The 17,954-nt window shown below is 62.5% G+C and carries 12 protein-coding genes; 3 read left to right on the forward strand and 9 right to left on the reverse strand.

Features of this window, described 5'->3' with window-relative positions:
* Positions 1 to 6: 6 nt before the first annotated feature.
* The gene (locus NDI56_RS18860) at positions 7 to 1,599 is read right to left on the reverse strand and encodes a hypothetical protein (RefSeq protein ID WP_310921292.1); all 1,593 of its coding nucleotides are present in this window, start codon (positions 1,597 to 1,599) and stop codon (positions 7 to 9) included.
* A 274-nt stretch (positions 1,600 to 1,873) separates the two neighbouring features.
* Entirely contained in the window at positions 1,874 to 2,683 is an 810-nt protein-coding gene (locus NDI56_RS18865) for a glycosyltransferase family 2 protein (protein WP_310921293.1), read from the reverse strand.
* A 133-nt stretch (positions 2,684 to 2,816) separates the two neighbouring features.
* On the opposite strand from NDI56_RS18865, the gene NDI56_RS18870 reads away from it, so the two are divergent.
* Positions 2,817 to 4,022, forward strand: a complete 1,206-nt coding sequence (locus tag NDI56_RS18870; protein ID WP_310921295.1) for a glycosyltransferase family 4 protein — start codon at positions 2,817 to 2,819, stop codon at positions 4,020 to 4,022.
* Here the strand turns inward: NDI56_RS18870 and NDI56_RS18875 are convergent.
* On the reverse strand, positions 4,009 to 5,205 hold the full coding sequence (locus NDI56_RS18875; RefSeq protein WP_310921296.1) for a glycosyltransferase family 4 protein: 1,197 nt from the start codon (positions 5,203 to 5,205) through the stop codon (positions 4,009 to 4,011). The genes NDI56_RS18870 and NDI56_RS18875 overlap by 14 nt on opposite strands.
* Positions 5,206 to 5,454: 249 nt before the next feature.
* On the opposite strand from NDI56_RS18875, the gene NDI56_RS18880 reads away from it, so the two are divergent.
* Positions 5,455 to 6,591 carry a glycosyltransferase family 4 protein gene (locus NDI56_RS18880; RefSeq protein ID WP_310921297.1) on the forward strand — a complete coding sequence of 379 codons (1,137 nt, stop codon included), beginning with the start codon at positions 5,455 to 5,457 and terminating at the stop codon, positions 6,589 to 6,591.
* Positions 6,592 to 6,838: 247 nt separating this feature from the next.
* Complete coding sequence (gene asnB, locus NDI56_RS18885) at positions 6,839 to 8,698, forward strand: asparagine synthase (glutamine-hydrolyzing) (RefSeq protein WP_310921298.1); 1,860 nt, start codon at positions 6,839 to 6,841, stop codon at positions 8,696 to 8,698.
* On the opposite strand, the gene asnB (NDI56_RS18890) is transcribed toward asnB (NDI56_RS18885), so the two are convergent.
* The 6 genes from asnB (NDI56_RS18890) to NDI56_RS18915 form a co-directional block, all read right to left on the reverse strand.
* Positions 8,666 to 10,576, reverse strand: coding sequence for an asparagine synthase (glutamine-hydrolyzing) (gene asnB / locus NDI56_RS18890; protein ID WP_310921299.1), 1,911 nt, complete (start codon positions 10,574 to 10,576; stop codon positions 8,666 to 8,668). The genes asnB (NDI56_RS18885) and asnB (NDI56_RS18890) overlap by 33 nt on opposite strands.
* 102 nt (positions 10,577 to 10,678) lie before the next feature.
* Positions 10,679 to 12,115 (reverse strand): sulfatase-like hydrolase/transferase, encoded by a 1,437-nt coding sequence (locus NDI56_RS18895; RefSeq protein ID WP_310921300.1) that lies wholly within the window; start codon positions 12,113 to 12,115, stop codon positions 10,679 to 10,681.
* Positions 12,116 to 12,906: 791 nt separating this feature from the next.
* Positions 12,907 to 13,842, reverse strand: coding sequence for a hypothetical protein (locus NDI56_RS18900; RefSeq protein WP_310921301.1), 936 nt, complete (start codon positions 13,840 to 13,842; stop codon positions 12,907 to 12,909).
* Positions 13,843 to 13,945: 103 nt separating this feature from the next.
* Positions 13,946 to 15,754, reverse strand: a complete 1,809-nt coding sequence (locus tag NDI56_RS18905) for an ABC transporter ATP-binding protein (protein ID WP_310921302.1) — start codon at positions 15,752 to 15,754, stop codon at positions 13,946 to 13,948.
* Positions 15,755 to 15,959: 205 nt separating this feature from the next.
* Entirely contained in the window at positions 15,960 to 17,174 is a 1,215-nt protein-coding gene (locus NDI56_RS18910; protein ID WP_417936044.1) for a glycosyltransferase family 2 protein, read from the reverse strand.
* 348 nt (positions 17,175 to 17,522) lie between these two features.
* Entirely contained in the window at positions 17,523 to 17,951 is a 429-nt protein-coding gene (locus tag NDI56_RS18915) for a lasso peptide biosynthesis B2 protein (protein ID WP_310921305.1), read from the reverse strand.
* Positions 17,952 to 17,954: the final 3 nt, after the last annotated feature.

A 17,954-nucleotide genomic window follows, 5' to 3' on the forward strand; every position in this document is an offset into this window, starting at 1 on the left:
TGCCAACTATTCGTTCACCACGTAGAGATGGACAGAGCCCGAACTGTACGTCCGTGACCGATCAGAAGCGAGTCGCTTCTGTGGATCGTAGAGTATCTTCCTCGTTCCGACCTTTTTATACAACGTTATATCTCTCACCACGATTCGTTCTTCGACTGAGGTTACAGTTCCATTGTACAGTGGCAAGCCGATAACGTGCCAGCCTCTCTGCGATGCGAACTCCGCTCGGCCGGTTCTATATGTTCGGTCCGTTTCGATAGAGCTGAGTTCCCTTGCGTATTGTTCGTCGGTATATACCTCGGTTGTCACTTCGGATATAGTCTGTTTCGCGATAAGCTCTTCCGAGGACAGAAACTGCCGATTTTGTGAGGGGTGATCTGGACTAGCCGGCGGAACGCCGACCTGGGCCACTACCAACAGCGACAGAACAGCCACTGCCACAGATTTGGGTGACTCTTCTACGAGATGTCCTGCTAACAGACAAAGCGGCACTGCTGCAACGACAGAAGTTCTGACGACTGCAATACCAGGTCCGAAAATCGAAACGAAAACGAATGCCCCACAGACAAACCCCACCGCCAATAGAATACCTTTCTGATTACACCGCTGTTTGAGGTTTCGTTTGGCAAGTAGCGCCCAGCCGGCAGCTCCCGCCACTGATAGTCCAATCCAATCTGCGTTTTTCAATATGCCCCCGACCAGCCCCGGAAGGACTGGTCGTGTAGACCGCAGAACCACGCCACCTGTCTCAAGTGTCGCGCCTTTGATTGCAGGGGCTATTACGACTAGTACTGCCGAGCGGAGAAACGACGTTAGGTATAACCATTGAAAAACTAACCCACAACTCACCAGGATTACCAGTCGTATGGCCGCTCGCCTGTTATCGACGAGTCCGAAAGTGGTAACAGCAATACCCGTAACGACTAACATCGAGGTCTTGTGGGCAAACAGCATCAATACCAGCGGGATTACAAGCGCTACAAAACTTCGTCTGGACCACGTCTCTGTCCAGAGAAACAGTAGACCCGTAATCGGGATGACAAGCAGTGCCGTCAGCAACTGCGGAACCGGTTGAACACTGTATGCAAGAAGGGGACCGGCAACCCCTGCGAGGGCCCCAGCGACGATTCCGTCGTCACCGAGACGCCGAGCTATGCTTACCGCGCCAAACACGGGCAGAAACCCGAACAGAATCGGATAGATAACTAACGCGTTACGACCATCGAAACCCGTGATAAGTCCAGTTTGGGCAGCAAGTATGTGAAATCCCGACGCGACATTATAAAAGAATATCTGTGCTATCGAGTCGAGCGAACCGGAGGTGGCTATTCGTTCCACCGCTACTGCCACTTTATCCGCGTCGTTTCCGATCATCGACGGTGTAGATAGATACACCCAACTGTGCACCGCCGCTAAACCGGTAGAGAATATAGTCGAAGCTACGAGCGCACGTTCTTTTAGTGCAAAATATATTATTAGTAACAGAACCGAATAACCGATTACCATTGGGTAATACGCCCAGCGCGAAATGAACACCCCGATACCTAATCCCGTTATAGCGACGATAAGAGAAAATTTTAACTTAGTCGCGTATCTCATATTGCGGTCGTCTCGTTGAACTAAATAAATATAAATGTTTCCTTTTTTAGATTAAGTCGCCGAGTTGCGTTCAGTTGCCGCTACCGATTGCCGAAGCTACGACCGGAAGAGTTCGGGATATCGGTACGAAATAATAGCCAACTGCCGGAAAATTCAAATTGCACCGTGTGAGACGGAGTCGGAGGGTTTGATATGCTCGAAGTGTCTCGAAAATGACGTTTACCGTCGAACGGTCAGAGACGTACCAACGGAGGGGTCGCGTGAACGGCCGGTTTTAACACTTGTTTTCGATCCACCACTCCCGCCAGTCGTCCCGCTCTTTTTGTAGTTTCTGGATGCGACGCAGTCGGGCGTCGACCACCGGATAGAACACGGCGGACATGACCGAAAAGAACAATCCCTGCCAGCCGTCCAAAACCGACCGTTCGTAGAAATACCGATAGTTGAACGCCGCGGCCCCCTTTAAATAAAAGTACAAGAGGGACGAGGACCGCCCGGACTCGTACTCGTCGAGGGCGTCGGCGGCAGTGTACCCCATCCACTTCGTGATGTACTCGTCGACGCTGTCGTAGGCGTAGTGGTGTATCGGATGCTCGAGTTCACCCACATCGTATCCGTCCCGAACACGCCACTCTTCACCGACGATTGCGTCGTCCCAGCTGAGTGCTTCGACCCGAGCTAAGATAGGTCGTTTCTTGTGTTTGGCATGCATCCACCGGCCCCACATACGATTCCGTTTGAAGGTCTCGTACGCGTCCTTCGTGGGGTCGGTAAGTTTCCGTCGAATTTCGCTCGCCATCGGTTCCCGCACCTCTTCGTCTGCATCCACGTAGAGGACCCAGTCGTTCGATGCTTTGGTCGCGGCGGTCCGAAACATGTGAGCGAATCCCTCGAACTCGTAGTCGTACAGTGCCACACTGTCATAATCGCGCACGATTTCCCGAGTGCCGTCCGTCGAGTCGCTATCCAGAACGACGATTTCGTCGGCGATATCAGTAACACTGTCCAGTGCACGCTCGACGCAGTCGGCACTATTGTACGTCGGCGTACAAACAGTGAGGGGTTCCATCATTCTTACGTCCATACTGCCTCCTAAAAAATTTGCTCATACACCAGTCGGACGTCTTACCGCGCTCGTTCCGGAACGACGGATCCTAATATACTAATATCGCAGCAGTGCAAAAATACTAATTACGTTCCGCAGTACCAGTCATATAATGGAAATCGCGATTATCTCGGACCTCTACCCGCCAGAGGTCATCGGCGGCGCCGAAAAGCACGCTGCTGATGACGCGGAGAAGCTCGCCGACGAGGGGCACATCGTAACCGTCCTTACGTCGGGGGCGGAGGCACCGTTTCATCGGGTCGACGAATCCGAGACAAACGGCCTCACTGTCCGCCGGTTTCGTCCTGTCAACGCCCACGCACCGATTCGATATCAGGACGTCTCGCTACCCAGAAAACTCATCGGCCATGGTTTCAACATCTGGAACCCACACGCCGACTGGATGGTCGAAAAACAACTGACCGACATCGACCCCGACATCGTTCACGTGCACAATTACCGAGGGCTCTCGGGCGCGGTGTTCTCTGCGGTCGGTCGTCTCGACGCGCCGGTGGTGTTGACCCTACACGACTACGCGGCACTACATATCCGTTCCGGCCTGTTCAAAGACGGCGAGATAATCGAACCCGGGCCGCTGATGAAGCTCTATCAGCGGTATATCGACCCGATAATCAGCGACAACGTCGACATGATACTCTCGCCGTCCCAGTTCGTCATCGACAGGCACCACGACGAAGGCGTGTTCACCGACGTCCCGACCCAGCGCCTGCAGCTGGGTATCGACGAGAGTGAGCTCCAGTTCGAGGACGTCGACGCCGAGAACGCCAGCGAAACACGGTTGCTGTACGCGGGACAGCTCAACGAGAGCAAGGGGATAGACGTCCTCATCGACGCCGTCAAGAGCATCGACTCGTCGGACATCTCGCTGCACGTACTGGGGAAGGGGCCAGAGCGTGAGGCCCTCGAAGCCCGCGCCGGCGACGACGACAGAATCGAGTTCCACGGCTTCGTCTCCGAGAGCGAGCTCGTCCGGCAGTACAGCCTCGCCGATTTCACCGTGGTGCCGTCGCGGTGGTACGACAACTCCCCGATGGTGATATACGAGAGCTACGCCCGCGGGACACCGGTCATCGGGGCCGACATCGGCGGCATTCCCGAACTGATAGAGAGCGGCGAGACCGGCTACTGCTTCGAGCCCGACCAGCCGGAAGCGCTCGCGGAACTCATCGTGAGTCGTCGGGACGAGGCGGCGGAGCTGGCGTCGAACGTCGAGGAGCTCGACATCAGCCTCGATACCCACGTCGAGCGACTCGTCGACACCTACGAGTCGCTCGTCGACGGACCTAGGACCTGTTGACGGCGCCCGACGGGGAGGGCACAGCGGGGTCGGTCACGACTCGCCGGTACAGCTTCTCCATCTCCACGGCGCTCGCCTGCCAGGAGTACTCGTCCTCACAGAGGGCTCGGGCGACCGCGGGCTCGAACTCGTCGCCGTCGAGTTGTGCCTCGATGGACGAGGCCAGCGCCTCGGGGTCGGCGATCGGTGTGACAGTCCCGATGGGCTCGGACCTGACCTCGTCCGCGATGCCGACCACGTCCGTCGTCACGACCGGCGTCCCACAGGCCAGCGCCTCCAGCAGCACCAGCCCGAACCCTTCCTGGTCGCTGCTCGTAGAGGGGAGGACGAACAGGTCCGCACCCGAGTAGTAGCTCGTGATATCCTCTTCGGGCACGCGTCCCAGGAACGTGACCGACGAGGCGACGCCGGCCTCGTCGGCGTAGGCCTCGTACCGGGACTGGGCATCGCCGCCCCCGCCGACCAGTAGCTGTGGTGTCCGGCCCTCACCGTCGTCGAGGTGGGCCATCGCGTCGAGCAGGTCGGTCAGCCCCTTGTACTCGTGGTGCCCGTCGAGTACGCTCAGGAAGAACAGCGTCGGGCGGTCCGGGTCGAGCCCCAGGCGCTCCCGCTCCGCATCGCTCAGGTCGACGGGCGTGTAGTGCTCGGTGTCAACGCCGTTCGGAATCATATCTATCTTCTCCATCTGGTCGTCGAGGTGTGCCGAGTTGGAGACGTACTCCGGCTGGGTCACGACGACGCTGTCCGAGAGCCCCAGCGTCGCCTTGAGCATCGACTGGTTGTAGATTCTGGCCACGTAGTCGGCGAGGTCCTCACCGATGATGTCGTTGTGATACGTCACCACGACTGGCGTATCGGTAATCGCCCCCGCGAGCGCGCTCCAGTCCGCGAACCACGGTGTCGGCAGGTGCGTGTGAATCACGTCCGCCGCCCGCGCTTCCTTCAGCAAGACACCGGGCAGGGACGGCGTGATGTTGGTGTTCGCTATCTGTCCGATACTCCGCAACCGCTTGACCTCGATGCCGTCGATCCACTCGTGGTTGTCCGTCTCTTCCTGGACGTCCGCACAGACGACCGTTACCTCGTGTCCTCTGTCCACGAGCTGGGTCGAGAGGTCGTGAACGTACGCTTCGACCCCCCCGATATACGGAAAGAAGCGGACCGGCGTGTGGAGAATCTTCATCGCGTGAGCCTAAGACAGTTCTCGGTATCAAAGATTCGGTCTGCGTGTACTTCGTTTAATATCCAGATGCGTCGTATAATGACGTTTCGAGGGTCGTTTCGGGGCGTGGTGCATGCATTTCCGCAGCCTGACGGCGCGTCGCCACCGCGTAGTTACACTGACACTCCGCGAAAAGTAACGATCCGGAACGCTCAGTTAACTCGGTCGCCACCGAAACGATATTATGAAACTCGGGGTAACCGGTACCCAATGCGCATCGCGTTCGTGAGCAACGTCGTCTATCCGTTCGTCACTGGTGGTGCGGAGAAACGTATTCACGAGATCGGCACCCGGCTCGCAGATAACGGCCACGAAGTGACGGTGTACGGCCGGCATTACTGGGACGGGCCGGCGGAAATCACACACGAGGGGATGACGCTCCGGGCGGCGGCACCGTCCGCGGAGCTGTACGACGGCGACCGGCGTTCGATTACCGAGGCGCTGGATTTCGCCGCCCGTCTCGTGCCGACGCTCAGGCGGCATCTCCGGAACGACGAACACGACGTCGTGGTCGCCAGCGTCTTCCCGTACTTTCCGGTCCTCTCGACGAAGCTGACGGCGCTCGGAACCGAGACGCCGCTCGTCACGACCTGGCACGAGGTGTGGGGGGACTACTGGGAGGAGTATCTCGGGCGCCTGGGGCCGTTCGGGAAACTCGCAGAGGGGGTGACCGCACGGACTCCCCAGCATCCGGTCGCCATCTCCGGTATCACGGCCGACCGACTGGCCGACCTGGGCCCCGACCGCGGGGACATCGAAATCGTCCCGAACGGTATCGACACGGACCAGATTCGGAGCGCGCCGCTCCCGGACGAGGGGTACGACGTGCTCTTTGCCGGCCGACTGATAGAGCACAAGAACGTCGACCTGCTGCTCGAAGCCTTCGACGCCGTCGCCGGGGGGACCGACCTGACACTCGGCGTCATCGGTGACGGTCCCGAGCGGGACGCGCTGGAGGCGACGGCGGCGTCGCTGGACCACGCGGACCGGGTGGAGTTTCTCGGCTTTCTCGAGGAGTACGACGACGTGCTCGGACACATGCGCGTCGCGGACGTCTTCGCCTCCCCGAGTACGCGCGAGGGGTTCGGACTGACGTTCGCGGAGGCGATGGCCGCCGACTGTACGGTTATCGCGGCCGACCATCCGGATTCGGCGGCCGACGAGGTCCTCGGGAACGCGGGCTTTCTCGCCGAACCGACGGTCGAATCGGTCCGCGAGACGCTCGACCGGGCTGTCGACGGGGACCGCCCGCCGTCCGACCCGGTCGCGCGCGCCGACAAGTTCGACTGGGACCGGGTGGCCACCAGAGCGCTCTCGGTGTTCCGGGGCGCGACCAACGACTTCTGATGCGCGGCCGCCTCGGCGCACCGCCGATTGCCCGGCCGGTTCCACAGGCGACTGAATCAATAATTTCATGCAACAGGCACGGAACAAACTGAACGATGACGCTGTCTCGCCCGTATCTGTCCCCCTGCCGTCACGACACGGCGGCTTTCCCGCCCCGCCCTAACGGCGACTCACCGTGTCACGCGGGCCCGGGCGTGACTGCACGCCGGGTGGCCACTGGAGCGACACTCACGGTGCGGGAGCAGCCATGAGCGGTATCCTCGCCCTGTACAATCGCGACCGCTCGGCCGTAGACCGGAGCGCGGTCGAGCGGATGCAGGGGGCGATGGACCACCGCGGTCCCGACGGGAGCGATAGCTGGGACGGTGACGGCGTCGCCCTCGGGCATCAGCACCTCCGGTCCACGCCCGAAGGGCGCTACGATTCCCAGCCCTGTCGCGACGGGGACACCGTCGTCGTCGCAGACGCGCGCCTCGACAACCGACCGGAGCTGTTGTCGGAGCTCCAGCTGTCGAGCCCGCCGGAACGGATTCCGGACAGCGAGTTGCTCCTTGCGGCCTACAGGCAGTGGGGGACGGGCTGTGTCTCTCGGCTGGCCGGCGCGTTCGCCTTTGTCGTCTGGGACGGGGACCAGTTGTTCTGTGCCCGCGACCGCTTCGGCGTCAAACCGCTGTACTACCACCGCTCTCCCGAGCTGTTCGCCGTCGCCTCGGAGAAAAAGGGACTGCTGGCCCACCCCTCGATTGCGGGTGATATCGACGAAGTGAAGATCGGCGATTTCCTCGTCGAACTGTACGAGGACACGTCGCGGACGTATTTCGAGTCGCTCGACCGGCTGCCCCCCGCCCACGCGATGACAGTCGATACGGAGACGACAGAGCAGTGGCGGTACTGGTCGCTGGACCCGACGCGGACGGTGACGCTCGATTCTGACGCCGCCTACGAGCGCCGCTTTCGTGAGCTGTTCGAACAGGCGGTCCGGAGCCGCATGAGAACCGACGGCCCCGTCGGGTCGGCGCTCAGCGGCGGGATGGACTCGTCCTCGATAACCGTCGTCGCACGGGAGTTACTCCCCGACGACGAGCCGTTACACACGTTCTCGAACGTCTACGACGAGGCCCCCTCCAGCGACGAACGGGAGTACATCGAAGCGGTCACGAGCAGGGAGGGCATCGAGTCACACTACATCTTCCCGGAGGACGTGGGCGCGCTGGTCGACGAAGCACGACTGCGTGCCCACTTCGACCAGCCGCCACACAACACCATGCACTTTGCCGGCTGGGAGCGGACGAAACGCGCCGCCGACGTGGGGGTCTCGACCGTCCTCGGCGGCGCGCTGGGCGACAGCGCCATCGGCTACGGGCTCGGGTTGCTGCCGGAGCTGCTGTGGACCGGTCGGTGGGGGTCGCTGTACCGCGAGCTCAGTGCGATGAGCGGGCTCGTGGACGCGCCGGTTCGGCACCTGTTCGTCAGGCACGCCCTCTCGGAGGTCGTCCCCGAGTCGGTCCTGCGGGTACGGCGACGGGTCAACGGGACCCAGTGGTCACTGGCCGACGAGAACCCGACCATCGATCAAGCGTTCGCCGATAGAATCGGTCTCAGGACGCGCTACGAGACCCGGCAGTTGCGGGGGGCGGCGTTGACCCCGCGAGCCAGACGCAGGCAGTGCCGGTCGCTGCTGACCGGCCGGAACGCGACCAACTTCGAGGCGCTCGACCTGATTCACGCCGCGTTCGGTGTCGAGCCGCGGTACCCGTTTACCGACCACCGGCTGGTGGAGTTCTCGCTGGCGATGCCGGCGACACAGCAGCTCAAAGACGGGTGGACCCGGTCCATCGGCCGGCGAGCCCTGGGTGACCTGTTGCCGGAGCCGATACAGTGGCGCCCCTGGAAGACGCCGACGAACGAGGCGTTCTGGAACGCGCTCGAACGGGACCGAGGGCGCCTCGTCGACCTGGCCGACGAGCCGGGAGCGCTGGCGCCGTTCGTCGACGCCCACGCGCTCCACGAGTCGCTCGACCGGTTCGAGACCGAACGGAACTCCCGCGACGGCCGCGCGCTCTGGCGGGCGCTCTCACTGTCGGTCTGGCTCGACGCGTGGGGCTGACTGTCGGTCCCCGTCCCCGCGGGCGTCCAGCCAGGCACCGAGCGCCAGCGCCTTCCACAGCGAGCGGGCGTCCCTCGCGTCCCGGGTCTCGGTAAAACCGTCGTAGGCGCCACGCAGCTCGGCTTCGTCGAGGAACTCACGCAGCGGGCCCGGGTTTTGCACGACCCGCTGTAACGCCTCGTCTTCGTTCGCGAGCGCGTTCCGGAAGGCTTCGCCGACCATCGTTTTCCAGGGGCGCCACTGTATCGGCTCCGGTAGCAGGTCACCCAGCGCCCGTCGCATGACGGAGCGCGTGTACCCGTCTTTGAGCTGCTGCGTGGGTGGTATCGCCAGAGCGTACTCGACGAGGCGAACGTCGGTAAACGGGTGTCTCGGCTCGATGCCGAACGGCGCGTGCAGCATGTCTATCGTTTCGAGCGTCGCCGTGATGCGCCCGGACGTGAGCGACCGGTGTTGCCACCGTCGGCCGCTACGTCTGAGCACTGAGCCGTCCGATTGGTGGGCTCTGAGACGGTCCTGCAGGCCGTATCGCTCGACGAACGACTCCCGCAGCGTCGGGTTCGCGGCCTCCGCGAGCACCGGCTCCCCCCGCAGTGACTGGTACCACCGCTCTAGGCCGGTCGGGACGAGCGGGTCCAGCGCGTTCTCCCGAAACAGCGTCACCGGCGACGCGCCGACGACGTCGCCCATGGCCCGCAGTTCCCTGCACAGCCTGAGCCACCGCCCGGTCCGCAGCCACTGTGGCAGGGCCCCGAACCCGTAGCCGACGGCGCTGTCGCCCATCTCCCCGGTCAGGTGAACGGACACGTCGGCGGCGTCCAGCTGTTTCAGCCGTTCCCACTTCGCGAAATGCATGGTGTTGTGGGGCGGGTGGTCGAGGTATGCGAGCACCTCGTCGCTATCGACGAGCGCGCCGGTCTCGTCCAGGGAGACGCAGTGCGAGACGAGGCCCGCCCGGTCGGTTACGGTCCCGAAGAACTCCCGTTCGTCGCTGGAGGGGGCCTCGTCGAACGTGTTCGAGAACGTGTGGAGCGGCTCCGCGTCCGGGAGTACTTCCCGTGCCATCAGCGTGACTGCGGTCGAATCCAGCCCGCCGCTGAGGTCGCTCCCGACCGCGCCGCTCCCCCGGAGGCGACAGGAGACGGCCTGTTCGAACAGCTCGCGAAAGCGGCGCTCGTAGGCGGCGTCAGAGTCGAGCGTCACCGTCCGCGTCGGGTCCAGCGACCAGTACTGCCACTGCTGTGCCCCGTCCGGCCCGACGCTCATCGCGTGGGCGGGGGGCAATCGAGAGATCGACTCGAAGTAGCTGTTCTCGGTGTCGGCGAAAGTGTGCAACAGGAGGTCACCGACCGCCACCCGGTCGACGCGACCGTCGACCTGCGGGAGTGTCAGCAGCGCTTTCGGCTCGGATGCGACGGCGAACAGCTCGGGAGAACAGTGGTAGTACAGCGGTTTGACGCCGAAGTGATCGCGGGCGCAGAACAGCCGCCCGCGGTCCCCGTCCCAGACGACGAACGCGAACGCGCCGTAGAGCTTCGACGGGCACTCCCGACCCCACTTCCGGTAGGCCGCCAGAACGATATCACAGTCGGCGACGCGGGCCGGCGGGTCGCTGAACTCGAGCGCGTCCAGAAGCTCGTCGCGGTTGTCCAGTCGCAGGTCCGCGGCGACGACGCAGTCTCCCTCCCGTGTTGGCTGGTCGGTAGCTGTCGACTCCGGCGTCGTGTGGAGATGCTGGTGGCCCAGTCCCGCGGCGGGGGCGTCCCAGACACCGCTCCCGTCCGGACCGCGGTGGTCGATAGCCTCCAGCATCCGAGTGACCCGGTCGCCCGCGGCGACGCCTCCGTCCCGGTCGAACAGTGCGACGACTCCGCTCACGGGTAGCCCACCCGTGTCGAGGCGTAGTCGGGCTTGCTAACCGACCCAGCGTGCATTGGTATAATTCCGTCGCACCGAAAGATAAATTATTGGGTGTTCGACTCAGCGGTAGCCAAGCGCCTCCAGTCGCGCGTCGACCTGACGTTCGGCCGTCGCTGTCGGGTCGTGTTGCCGTGTGAGCCACGACGCCACACGCTCCGGGGGCGGCGGCGTCTCCCGGTCCGGTGTGAGCGAGCGCTCGTCGGGACCGTACGTGTAGGCGGTCGCCTCGATGTCCGTGCGCTCCCAGGGACACCGGTAGACGTCGACGTGGTCCGGCCCGATACTGGCGACCTTTCGGACCGCCAGTTCGTCGATGCGGCCGTCGTCGAACCGACTGTTCTCGTACAGCGGCGGCAGGGAGAGGGTCGGTCCATCGACACAGGCCGTGACGCGACCTGTCGGTCCACGGCTGTCGGCGCCGATAGCAGTCACCAGCTGTTCTGTCGTCGTTATCTCGCCGGCAGCGACCCCAGTCAGGGCGCTGCCCACGCCGGCGATAGACACGGGGGCGGTGATACTCCGGTCGCCGCGGTCCCAGTCGGCCGGCGGGTCGACCGCGAGCGGAACGTGAATTCCGTGTGGATGTAACGACGTGTGGTGGCCGACCATCCCGTCGGCACCGAACAGCTGTCCGTGGTCGCCGAGGACCACCACCAGGCTGTCCCGGAACGCCGCCGTGTCGCGCGCCCAGCGCTGTAACACCCGGTCGCCCTCACGGGCGAAGAGCCTGTATAGCTCCGCTTTCGCCCGGTAGAACCGCTCCCAGTCGCCGTAGCCCTCGCGGACGGCCCGCGGTGGCTCCTCGTTCGTGAGGAGATAGAGCAGGTTCGTGCCGGCCAGTCGAAGCGCCTCGCGCTCCTCGTCTGTGTGGTCGTTCCCGACGCCGGGCGGGGTGCCGTAGTAGGGGTTGTGCGGGTCCAGCAGGTTCGTCACGGTCAGCGTCGGACCCGACTGCTCGCGCAGGTAGGTGTTCAGGTGCGAGACGACGCGTCGCCCGTGGTGGGGGTACGACGGGTCGGCCCCGGCGAACCGTCGGTACGCGGCGTACACCGTGTTGAGCGCGTTCGGAACGCGACGCGGCCGCGAGAGGAGCCCACCGGCCAGCGACAGCAGGGTTCGCGGGCTCGGGTCAGTCAGGTAGCCAGAGGGCGAAAACTCCGAGAAGCGGAGTTTCGACTGGATGTCGTCGTGGACAGTGTCGACCTCGTGGTGGAACCCCGTCCGGGCGCTGAAGCTCGGGTTCTCGCTGAAAATCGCCGTCGAGTATCCGTGGTCGCTCGCAGTGCGGGGGAGCGTCGCACGCTGTGGGGGTAACGTGTCGCCCGTCCGCGCGCAGTCGTGGTCGACGACGTCCTGCCCGCTGAACAGCGACACGTGCGACGGGACCGTCCAGGTTCCGGACGAGTAACACCGGGACCACTGTACCGGTAGCGAGTCGACGAAGGGCGTCGTCGACTCGGAACACGTCGACTTTCGCAGGCAGTCCAGAGTGAACACGTGAATTGAGGGTGGCAAATAAGGTTTCATTCTTGCTTATGAGAGATAAATTAACCGGTGACGGCGAGAGACTGTCATCCGCCCGACTGCTTTGCAGGGACCACTCGAATTCGGGCGCCCGAACTGCGCGTCGTATCCGGGTTCCGGCGTCGGTCCCAGCGCGGTAGATGGACATCGGGCACGCTGGCACAGAATATGACACAAGGATTGGCCCTAGAAGACCTCTAGCACAAAAATTATATGGCTGGAGGATTATTTTACAGGCGCACTGGCATGAGATATAACTCACCAGAAGTGACTGAGTACGGCTCAGTCGAAACGATAACCGAGGGTAGTGGGACGAACAAAACGGGGAGCGGTTCCGACGAGTACTCGTCGCAGACTGGACTCACGGGTTCAGTCTTCTCGTAATACGACGCACGAGTACCACATTTTTTGCCAGTCCGTGGGGGACTGGGGGTGGGACAAGCGGTTACTTGGCCGAGCCGGACATCGGGTTCCGAGTCGGAACCGAGGCGTGTTCGACCGACAACTCGCAGTGATTGTGGGCCCCCGTTCGGATACCGGATATATCAGGCACTTCGGAGCGATTTTACGATGTTAAAGGGTTATTTTTACAAGTGAGGGTGGAGTATCTAATACCGAGGTGACGACAGAATGACATACAAGCCACCAGAGGTTAACGAATACGGGTCAGTCGAATCGATCACTGAAGGTAGCGGTACGAACAAGAGCGGTAGCGGCTCCGACGAGTACAGTTCGTCGACGTCGCTGACTGGTTCGATCTTCGGTTAATCACCGACCGTTTCCCCGTTTCGGTGGGAACGCTCGGTACTTTTTATGTCGTCGACGACACGCTCGATGAGCGACGGCAGCGCCGCGTGGTCGTCGGTACGGGTGAGCCTCCGACAGTTCGTGGTCTCGACGACCGTCGCACACTGCCCGAAGTGCGTGTCAGTCTGTTCTGTCTCCCGGAGTAGCCCACGCGTGTAGGTGCTCTCGATGAGGCTGAACAGGTGGTCGTTCTCGGAGGCGTCGTCCAGCGACACCGACTCCCCCTCCGTGAGGATGTAACAGGCTACGACGGGTGCAGGGTCCGGGGTGTCCTCGAAGCGTTGATACCGCTTGTCCGACCCGCCGTCGTCCGCGTACGTCCGCGTCTCGGCGAGGTCGAGCGCCTCGACTGCGTCCGGTTTCAACCGCAGTTCCGGCACGCCGGGGACGACGACGGGCACCCCGTCCTCGAAGCGGACACAGACGATGTCGTCCTCCATGATGGCGTAGCCGTCGGCGTGAAACGCCGCCGCCGTGGTCGATTTGCCGACGCCACGCGGTCCCAGAAACAACGCCACCCGGCCGTCGATTTCGACGGCGCTCGCGTGCAACACCAGGTGGCCGCGCTGGTGGAGCAACACGCCGAGCATCTCGTTTTCCAGCAGTCGGCGGACGACTTTCGTCCCGACGACGTCCGGCGTGTGTGGGTCGTATGTCACCGTTCGGCCGTTTTCGACGAGAAACGAGCCATACGAGTCATACGAGAGCCGGCACTGACCGGGGTCGGCCACGATACGGCGGCCGCCTTCGCCGGGGACCGACTCCGGCACCGGCTCGACAGCACCCCGCCGGAAGACGACGTCAGTATCCTCGGTTGGCTCGCTCAGCGTCGGCAACTCTGGCAGGTCGAACTCCGACCGTATCGTCACTCCGTATGTGGCGTATGTGTTCATGCAATTGGGGTCGTCTGGCCCGTACTACCGGGTCCAGATACATGTATTTTTCAATCGTCGTCCCGCTCAATAATAACCGTTCCGGGACCACCGCGACGTGTCTTCACTGTTGTGGCGTCGATTCGCGCTGTGAGCCGTACAGCTGGGCGTACCGGGAGTCGTTGGCCATCAGTTCGCTGTGGCTCCCGGTCTCGACGATTTCGCCGTCGACGACAGTGTAGATCCGGTCGGCGTCCCGCACCGTCGAGAGGAAGTGACCGATGACGACGGTGATGTACTCCTGATTCAGCCCGTCGATGCCCCGCAGGATAGCGTCCTCGGTCGGCCCGTCGAGTTCACTCGTCGCCTCGTCTAGCAACAACACGTCGGCGTCAGCGAGCAGCGCGCGGGCGATGGCGACCCGCTGGCGTTGCCCGCCCGACAGCCGGACGGCGTCGTCACCGAGGTCTGTGTCCAGTCCCTCCGGGAGTTCGTCGACGAACGCCGACACCTGACTCGCCTCGCAACTGCGCTCGATCTCCGCGTCGGACGCGTCCGGATTCCCGATAGCGATGTTGTATCGGAGCGTCTCGTTAAAGATGAACGGATGTTGCGGGACGACAGCGACACGCTGGTGCCAGGAATCGAGGTCGACTCCCCGGAGGTCCACACCGTTTGCCCGGACCGCCCCGTCGTCCGGGTCGTAGAGGCGCGCGATGAGGGAGACGATAGTCGACTTGCCCGCGCCCGAGGGCCCGACGACCGCGACCGTCTCGTCCCGGCTGGCCCGCAGCGAGATATCCGTGATATCGGTTCCCTCGTCGTCGTCGTACCGGAACGACACTCCGTCCAGAGACACGTCGGTCACGGGGTCGGGCGCCGGTTCTCCGCCGGAGCTCTCCGCGTGCCGGTCGAGTTCGTCTATCAGTTCGTGGCTGCGGACGATGTGTGGCAAGGTCCCGTCGAGCCGGTAGATATTGTCGTTGAGCGAGCTGATCTGTGGCGACAGCCGGAACATCGTCAGGAGCAACAGCCCCAGTGACGCAAAGGACAGGTCCAGATACCCGATCGCGATGTAGATGACGCCGAACAGCCCGAGCGCGTTGAGCCACTGGGTGGCGCTGTTCAGGGCCGTCTGGTTCCGGGCGAGCGCGAGATTGGTCCGGAAGAACTCCGAGTGGGCGTCCCTGAACTCGTCGGTCAGCGTCTCGGACATGTTGAACAGTTTGATCTCCTGCATGCCGCGCATCCCCGCGTTGACCAGCCCCTGAATGCGCTCGTTCGCGTTCGCGACGCGGTCGCCGATGTCGTAACTCGGCTGGACGACGTAGCGGGTGAGACCGACGACACCCCCCAGCAGGCCCATCGCCACGACAGTCAGCACGGGCGCGATAGAGAGCGCCAGCGCGAGGTAAATCCCGACGAAAAACAGGGTCTGGGCGACACTGAGCAGTTGGTTGATGGCGCCCGAGGACTTGGCGATCTCGGTCACGATGATGTTCATCATGCGGTCGCTGTCCTCCCTGTCGATGAAGGACACCTCGGCCGACAGGAGGTTATCGAAGCACTGCTGGCGGAGATGGCAGATGTATTCGGTCCGTAACTTCACCTGCAGCCAGCCGGTGAGAAAGGAGAGCGCGTACCGGACCGTCATCACGCCTGCGAGGCCGAGGATGATCGTCTCGAAGCTGAACGGGATTCCGAGAATCTCGTACGCCGCGAAGTAGTAGCCGGTGACACCGGACGTTCCCGGTCGCAAGTCACCACCCGTCTGTGCTGCTTCGATGACCGGGAGTAGCAACCCCAGTCCGATACCCTCGAACACCGCCGTAATCAGGTTCAGAACCACGATACCGGCCGCAAAACCGGGTCTGTACCCCACAACCAACCGAATCGCGGCCAGCTTCTCTCTGAGTGACGGTTCCTCCTCCATGCTGTCTCACTCGTCTCTCGTGTGGCCTGTCGGACGACCGACTGAAGGATAAAGTAACTCCCGGTTGCAGGGAGATATCACAGCCGCTGTCAGCGCGTCGCTGACCTGTACGGGTGTCCGGTTCTCTCGTATCAACTCCGGGCCTCCGGGTGCCGCGATACGTCCGCTGCCAGCAGCTGAAACACACGGACAGGCCATCGCAGAGCTACGAGTTAGCGTTGACCGCACTCATCAGGAACGAGTTGAACACGGTCTGCAAGCCCAGCACGATGGCCGTGAACGCGAGGATGTCGGCCATCACCAGCGGCAGTTGGGCGAAGCCGCTCGTGACCCACTGGCTGACGAGCACCGCGGCGTAGACGGTCCCGGCGCCGAAGAGTGCGAGTCCGACAGTGGCACCGCGGTCCAGCCTGAGACCCCGTGACAGCCACGACGTCAGTCGGTCGGACGGCTGCTGAATCGGGTCCGAAGTAACCGTCGCGAACACACCCATGTTCAACACCTGAAAGCCCACGAGTGTGAGCAGGCTCCCGGCGATCATCGAGTGGGGACCGAGGGTCACGGCGCCAAACGAGACGCCAGAGACTGCGGTCCCCATGATCGCGATTCCCAGCAGGCCGAGCACGAGGCCCGGAGCGGAGAACAGATAGCCGGGCGCGTTCACGAGCATGAACCGGACGTGGCGCCAGCCGTCCTGGAAGCTGTCCAGGGTCTCCTCGCCCTCGCGTTCGTGATAGACGATAGGCTTCTCCTCGATGTCGAGGTCCCGAGCGCCGGCGTCCATAATCATCTCGCTGGCGAACTCCATCCCGTCGGTTTTCAGGTCGAGTTCTTCCAGTGCTTCCCGCGAGAACACTCTGAAGCCGCTGTGTGCGTCACTGACGCCGGCATCGTAGAACGCGTTCAGAAACGCGGTCAACAGCGGATTTCCGACGTACTGATGCAGCGTCGGCATCGAACCGTCCCGAATCTCGCCCTCGAGTCGGCTCCCCATACAGATGTCCGCGTCCCCGTCTCGAACGGGCTCCAGCAGTTCGGGTATCTTCTCGAAATCGTACGTCGTATCGGCGTCGCCCATCACGACGAAATCGCCCCTGACGCGCTCGAAGGCGTAGCGGTAGGCGTACCCGTACCCCTTTCCGTCGGGCTCCACGACGATAGCACCCATCTCGCGGGCGATCTCGGGTGTTCGGTCCGTCGAACTGTCGCTGATTATCACTTCCCCGTAGGTCCCGATTCTATCGAGTGCGGTCCGTACGCGGTCGATACACTCTCTGACTCCGTCCTCCTCGTTGAGCGTTGGCATGACCACACTGATGGTGGGCTGGGTGTCGCTCTCCGCGCCCAGTAGCCACCCGTTTGCAGTGCTGTCATCGGCGTGTAGCTCTCGTCCGTTCTGTCGTTGACTAGCTTCGGCCATGGTGTTTCGTTTGGGATGCTGTTGTCTGGGTCCGGACACCGGGACGAACTCCCGGAGAGCGTCGGCCCCCTTCGGCCCGGATGACCCTTGCTGTTCATGACGACGGAACTAATTTTTTAGTCCCATCAGACTGAACTTATAGCTAGTGTATCAAAGATTCAACGTGCGTATATAACTTATGATTCTTCCTACAGTAATTATATAATCAGGTTAAAATTCAAAATATAGGGGGGTATTCTTCCCGAACTATCAGGTATTTACCCGTGTAATCCACCGGGGAACGTGCGTCGGCAACCAGAACAATCATCTAGATGTCACGATTGTCCGCAGCCCCGGCGTGCCGGTGAGTCACCGTTGTCCGAGTGGCGGCAGTTCCTCGAAGCTGTCGAGGTCAGGGAGCTGGCCGATGAGCACGTCGTCGTTCCACACCAACCAGCTGTGTGCCTGGATGTCCCCCTCCGTCGTTCGGTCGACACCGATGCGATGGGTCGGCGAAAACCCGTACAGGTGCAACAGCACCTCGGCCGTTAGCGACCTGACAAGGCACTTTCGCTCGCCGGGCAACCGTTGGTCTACGACGTGTACTGCCCAGACTATCCGCGACGGTGACGGGCTCCCGGGTACTCTGGCTTTGTCTGCCGCCCAGAGAAGCGCGGCTCGGAGCCGTGCAAACGAGACCACCACCCCGCCCCAGCAACAGAGCAACAGCACCGACGCTGTGCCGAGCCGAGCGAGGTCGCCCGCAGTCAGTGCCCGGATAGTCTCCCGTTTCCCCATCTC

It is taken from the genome of Halomicroarcula saliterrae, from assembly GCF_031624395.1.
Classification (GTDB): domain Archaea; phylum Halobacteriota; class Halobacteria; order Halobacteriales; family Haloarculaceae; genus Haloarcula; species Haloarcula saliterrae.

What these genes read in the sequence shown, in the direction of transcription:
- NDI56_RS18860 (WP_310921292.1), bottom strand. Translation starts at nt 1,599, where the DNA reads ATGAGATACGCGACTAAGTTAAAATTTTCTCTTATCGTCGCTATAACG.
- NDI56_RS18900 (WP_310921301.1), bottom strand. Translation starts at nt 13,842, where the DNA reads ATGAACACATACGCCACATACGGAGTGACGATACGGTCGGAGTTCGAC.
- asnB (WP_310921298.1), top strand. Translation starts at nt 6,839, where the DNA reads ATGAGCGGTATCCTCGCCCTGTACAATCGCGACCGCTCGGCCGTAGAC.
- NDI56_RS18870 (WP_310921295.1), top strand. Translation starts at nt 2,817, where the DNA reads ATGGAAATCGCGATTATCTCGGACCTCTACCCGCCAGAGGTCATCGGC.
- NDI56_RS18875 (WP_310921296.1), bottom strand. Translation starts at nt 5,205, where the DNA reads ATGAAGATTCTCCACACGCCGGTCCGCTTCTTTCCGTATATCGGGGGG.
- NDI56_RS18905 (WP_310921302.1), bottom strand. Translation starts at nt 15,754, where the DNA reads ATGGAGGAGGAACCGTCACTCAGAGAGAAGCTGGCCGCGATTCGGTTG.
- NDI56_RS18865 (WP_310921293.1), bottom strand. Translation starts at nt 2,683, where the DNA reads ATGGACGTAAGAATGATGGAACCCCTCACTGTTTGTACGCCGACGTAC.
- NDI56_RS18880 (WP_310921297.1), top strand. Translation starts at nt 5,455, where the DNA reads ATGCGCATCGCGTTCGTGAGCAACGTCGTCTATCCGTTCGTCACTGGT.
- NDI56_RS18910 (WP_417936044.1), bottom strand. Translation starts at nt 17,174, where the DNA reads ATGGCCGAAGCTAGTCAACGACAGAACGGACGAGAGCTACACGCCGAT.
- NDI56_RS18915 (WP_310921305.1), bottom strand. Translation starts at nt 17,951, where the DNA reads ATGGGGAAACGGGAGACTATCCGGGCACTGACTGCGGGCGACCTCGCT.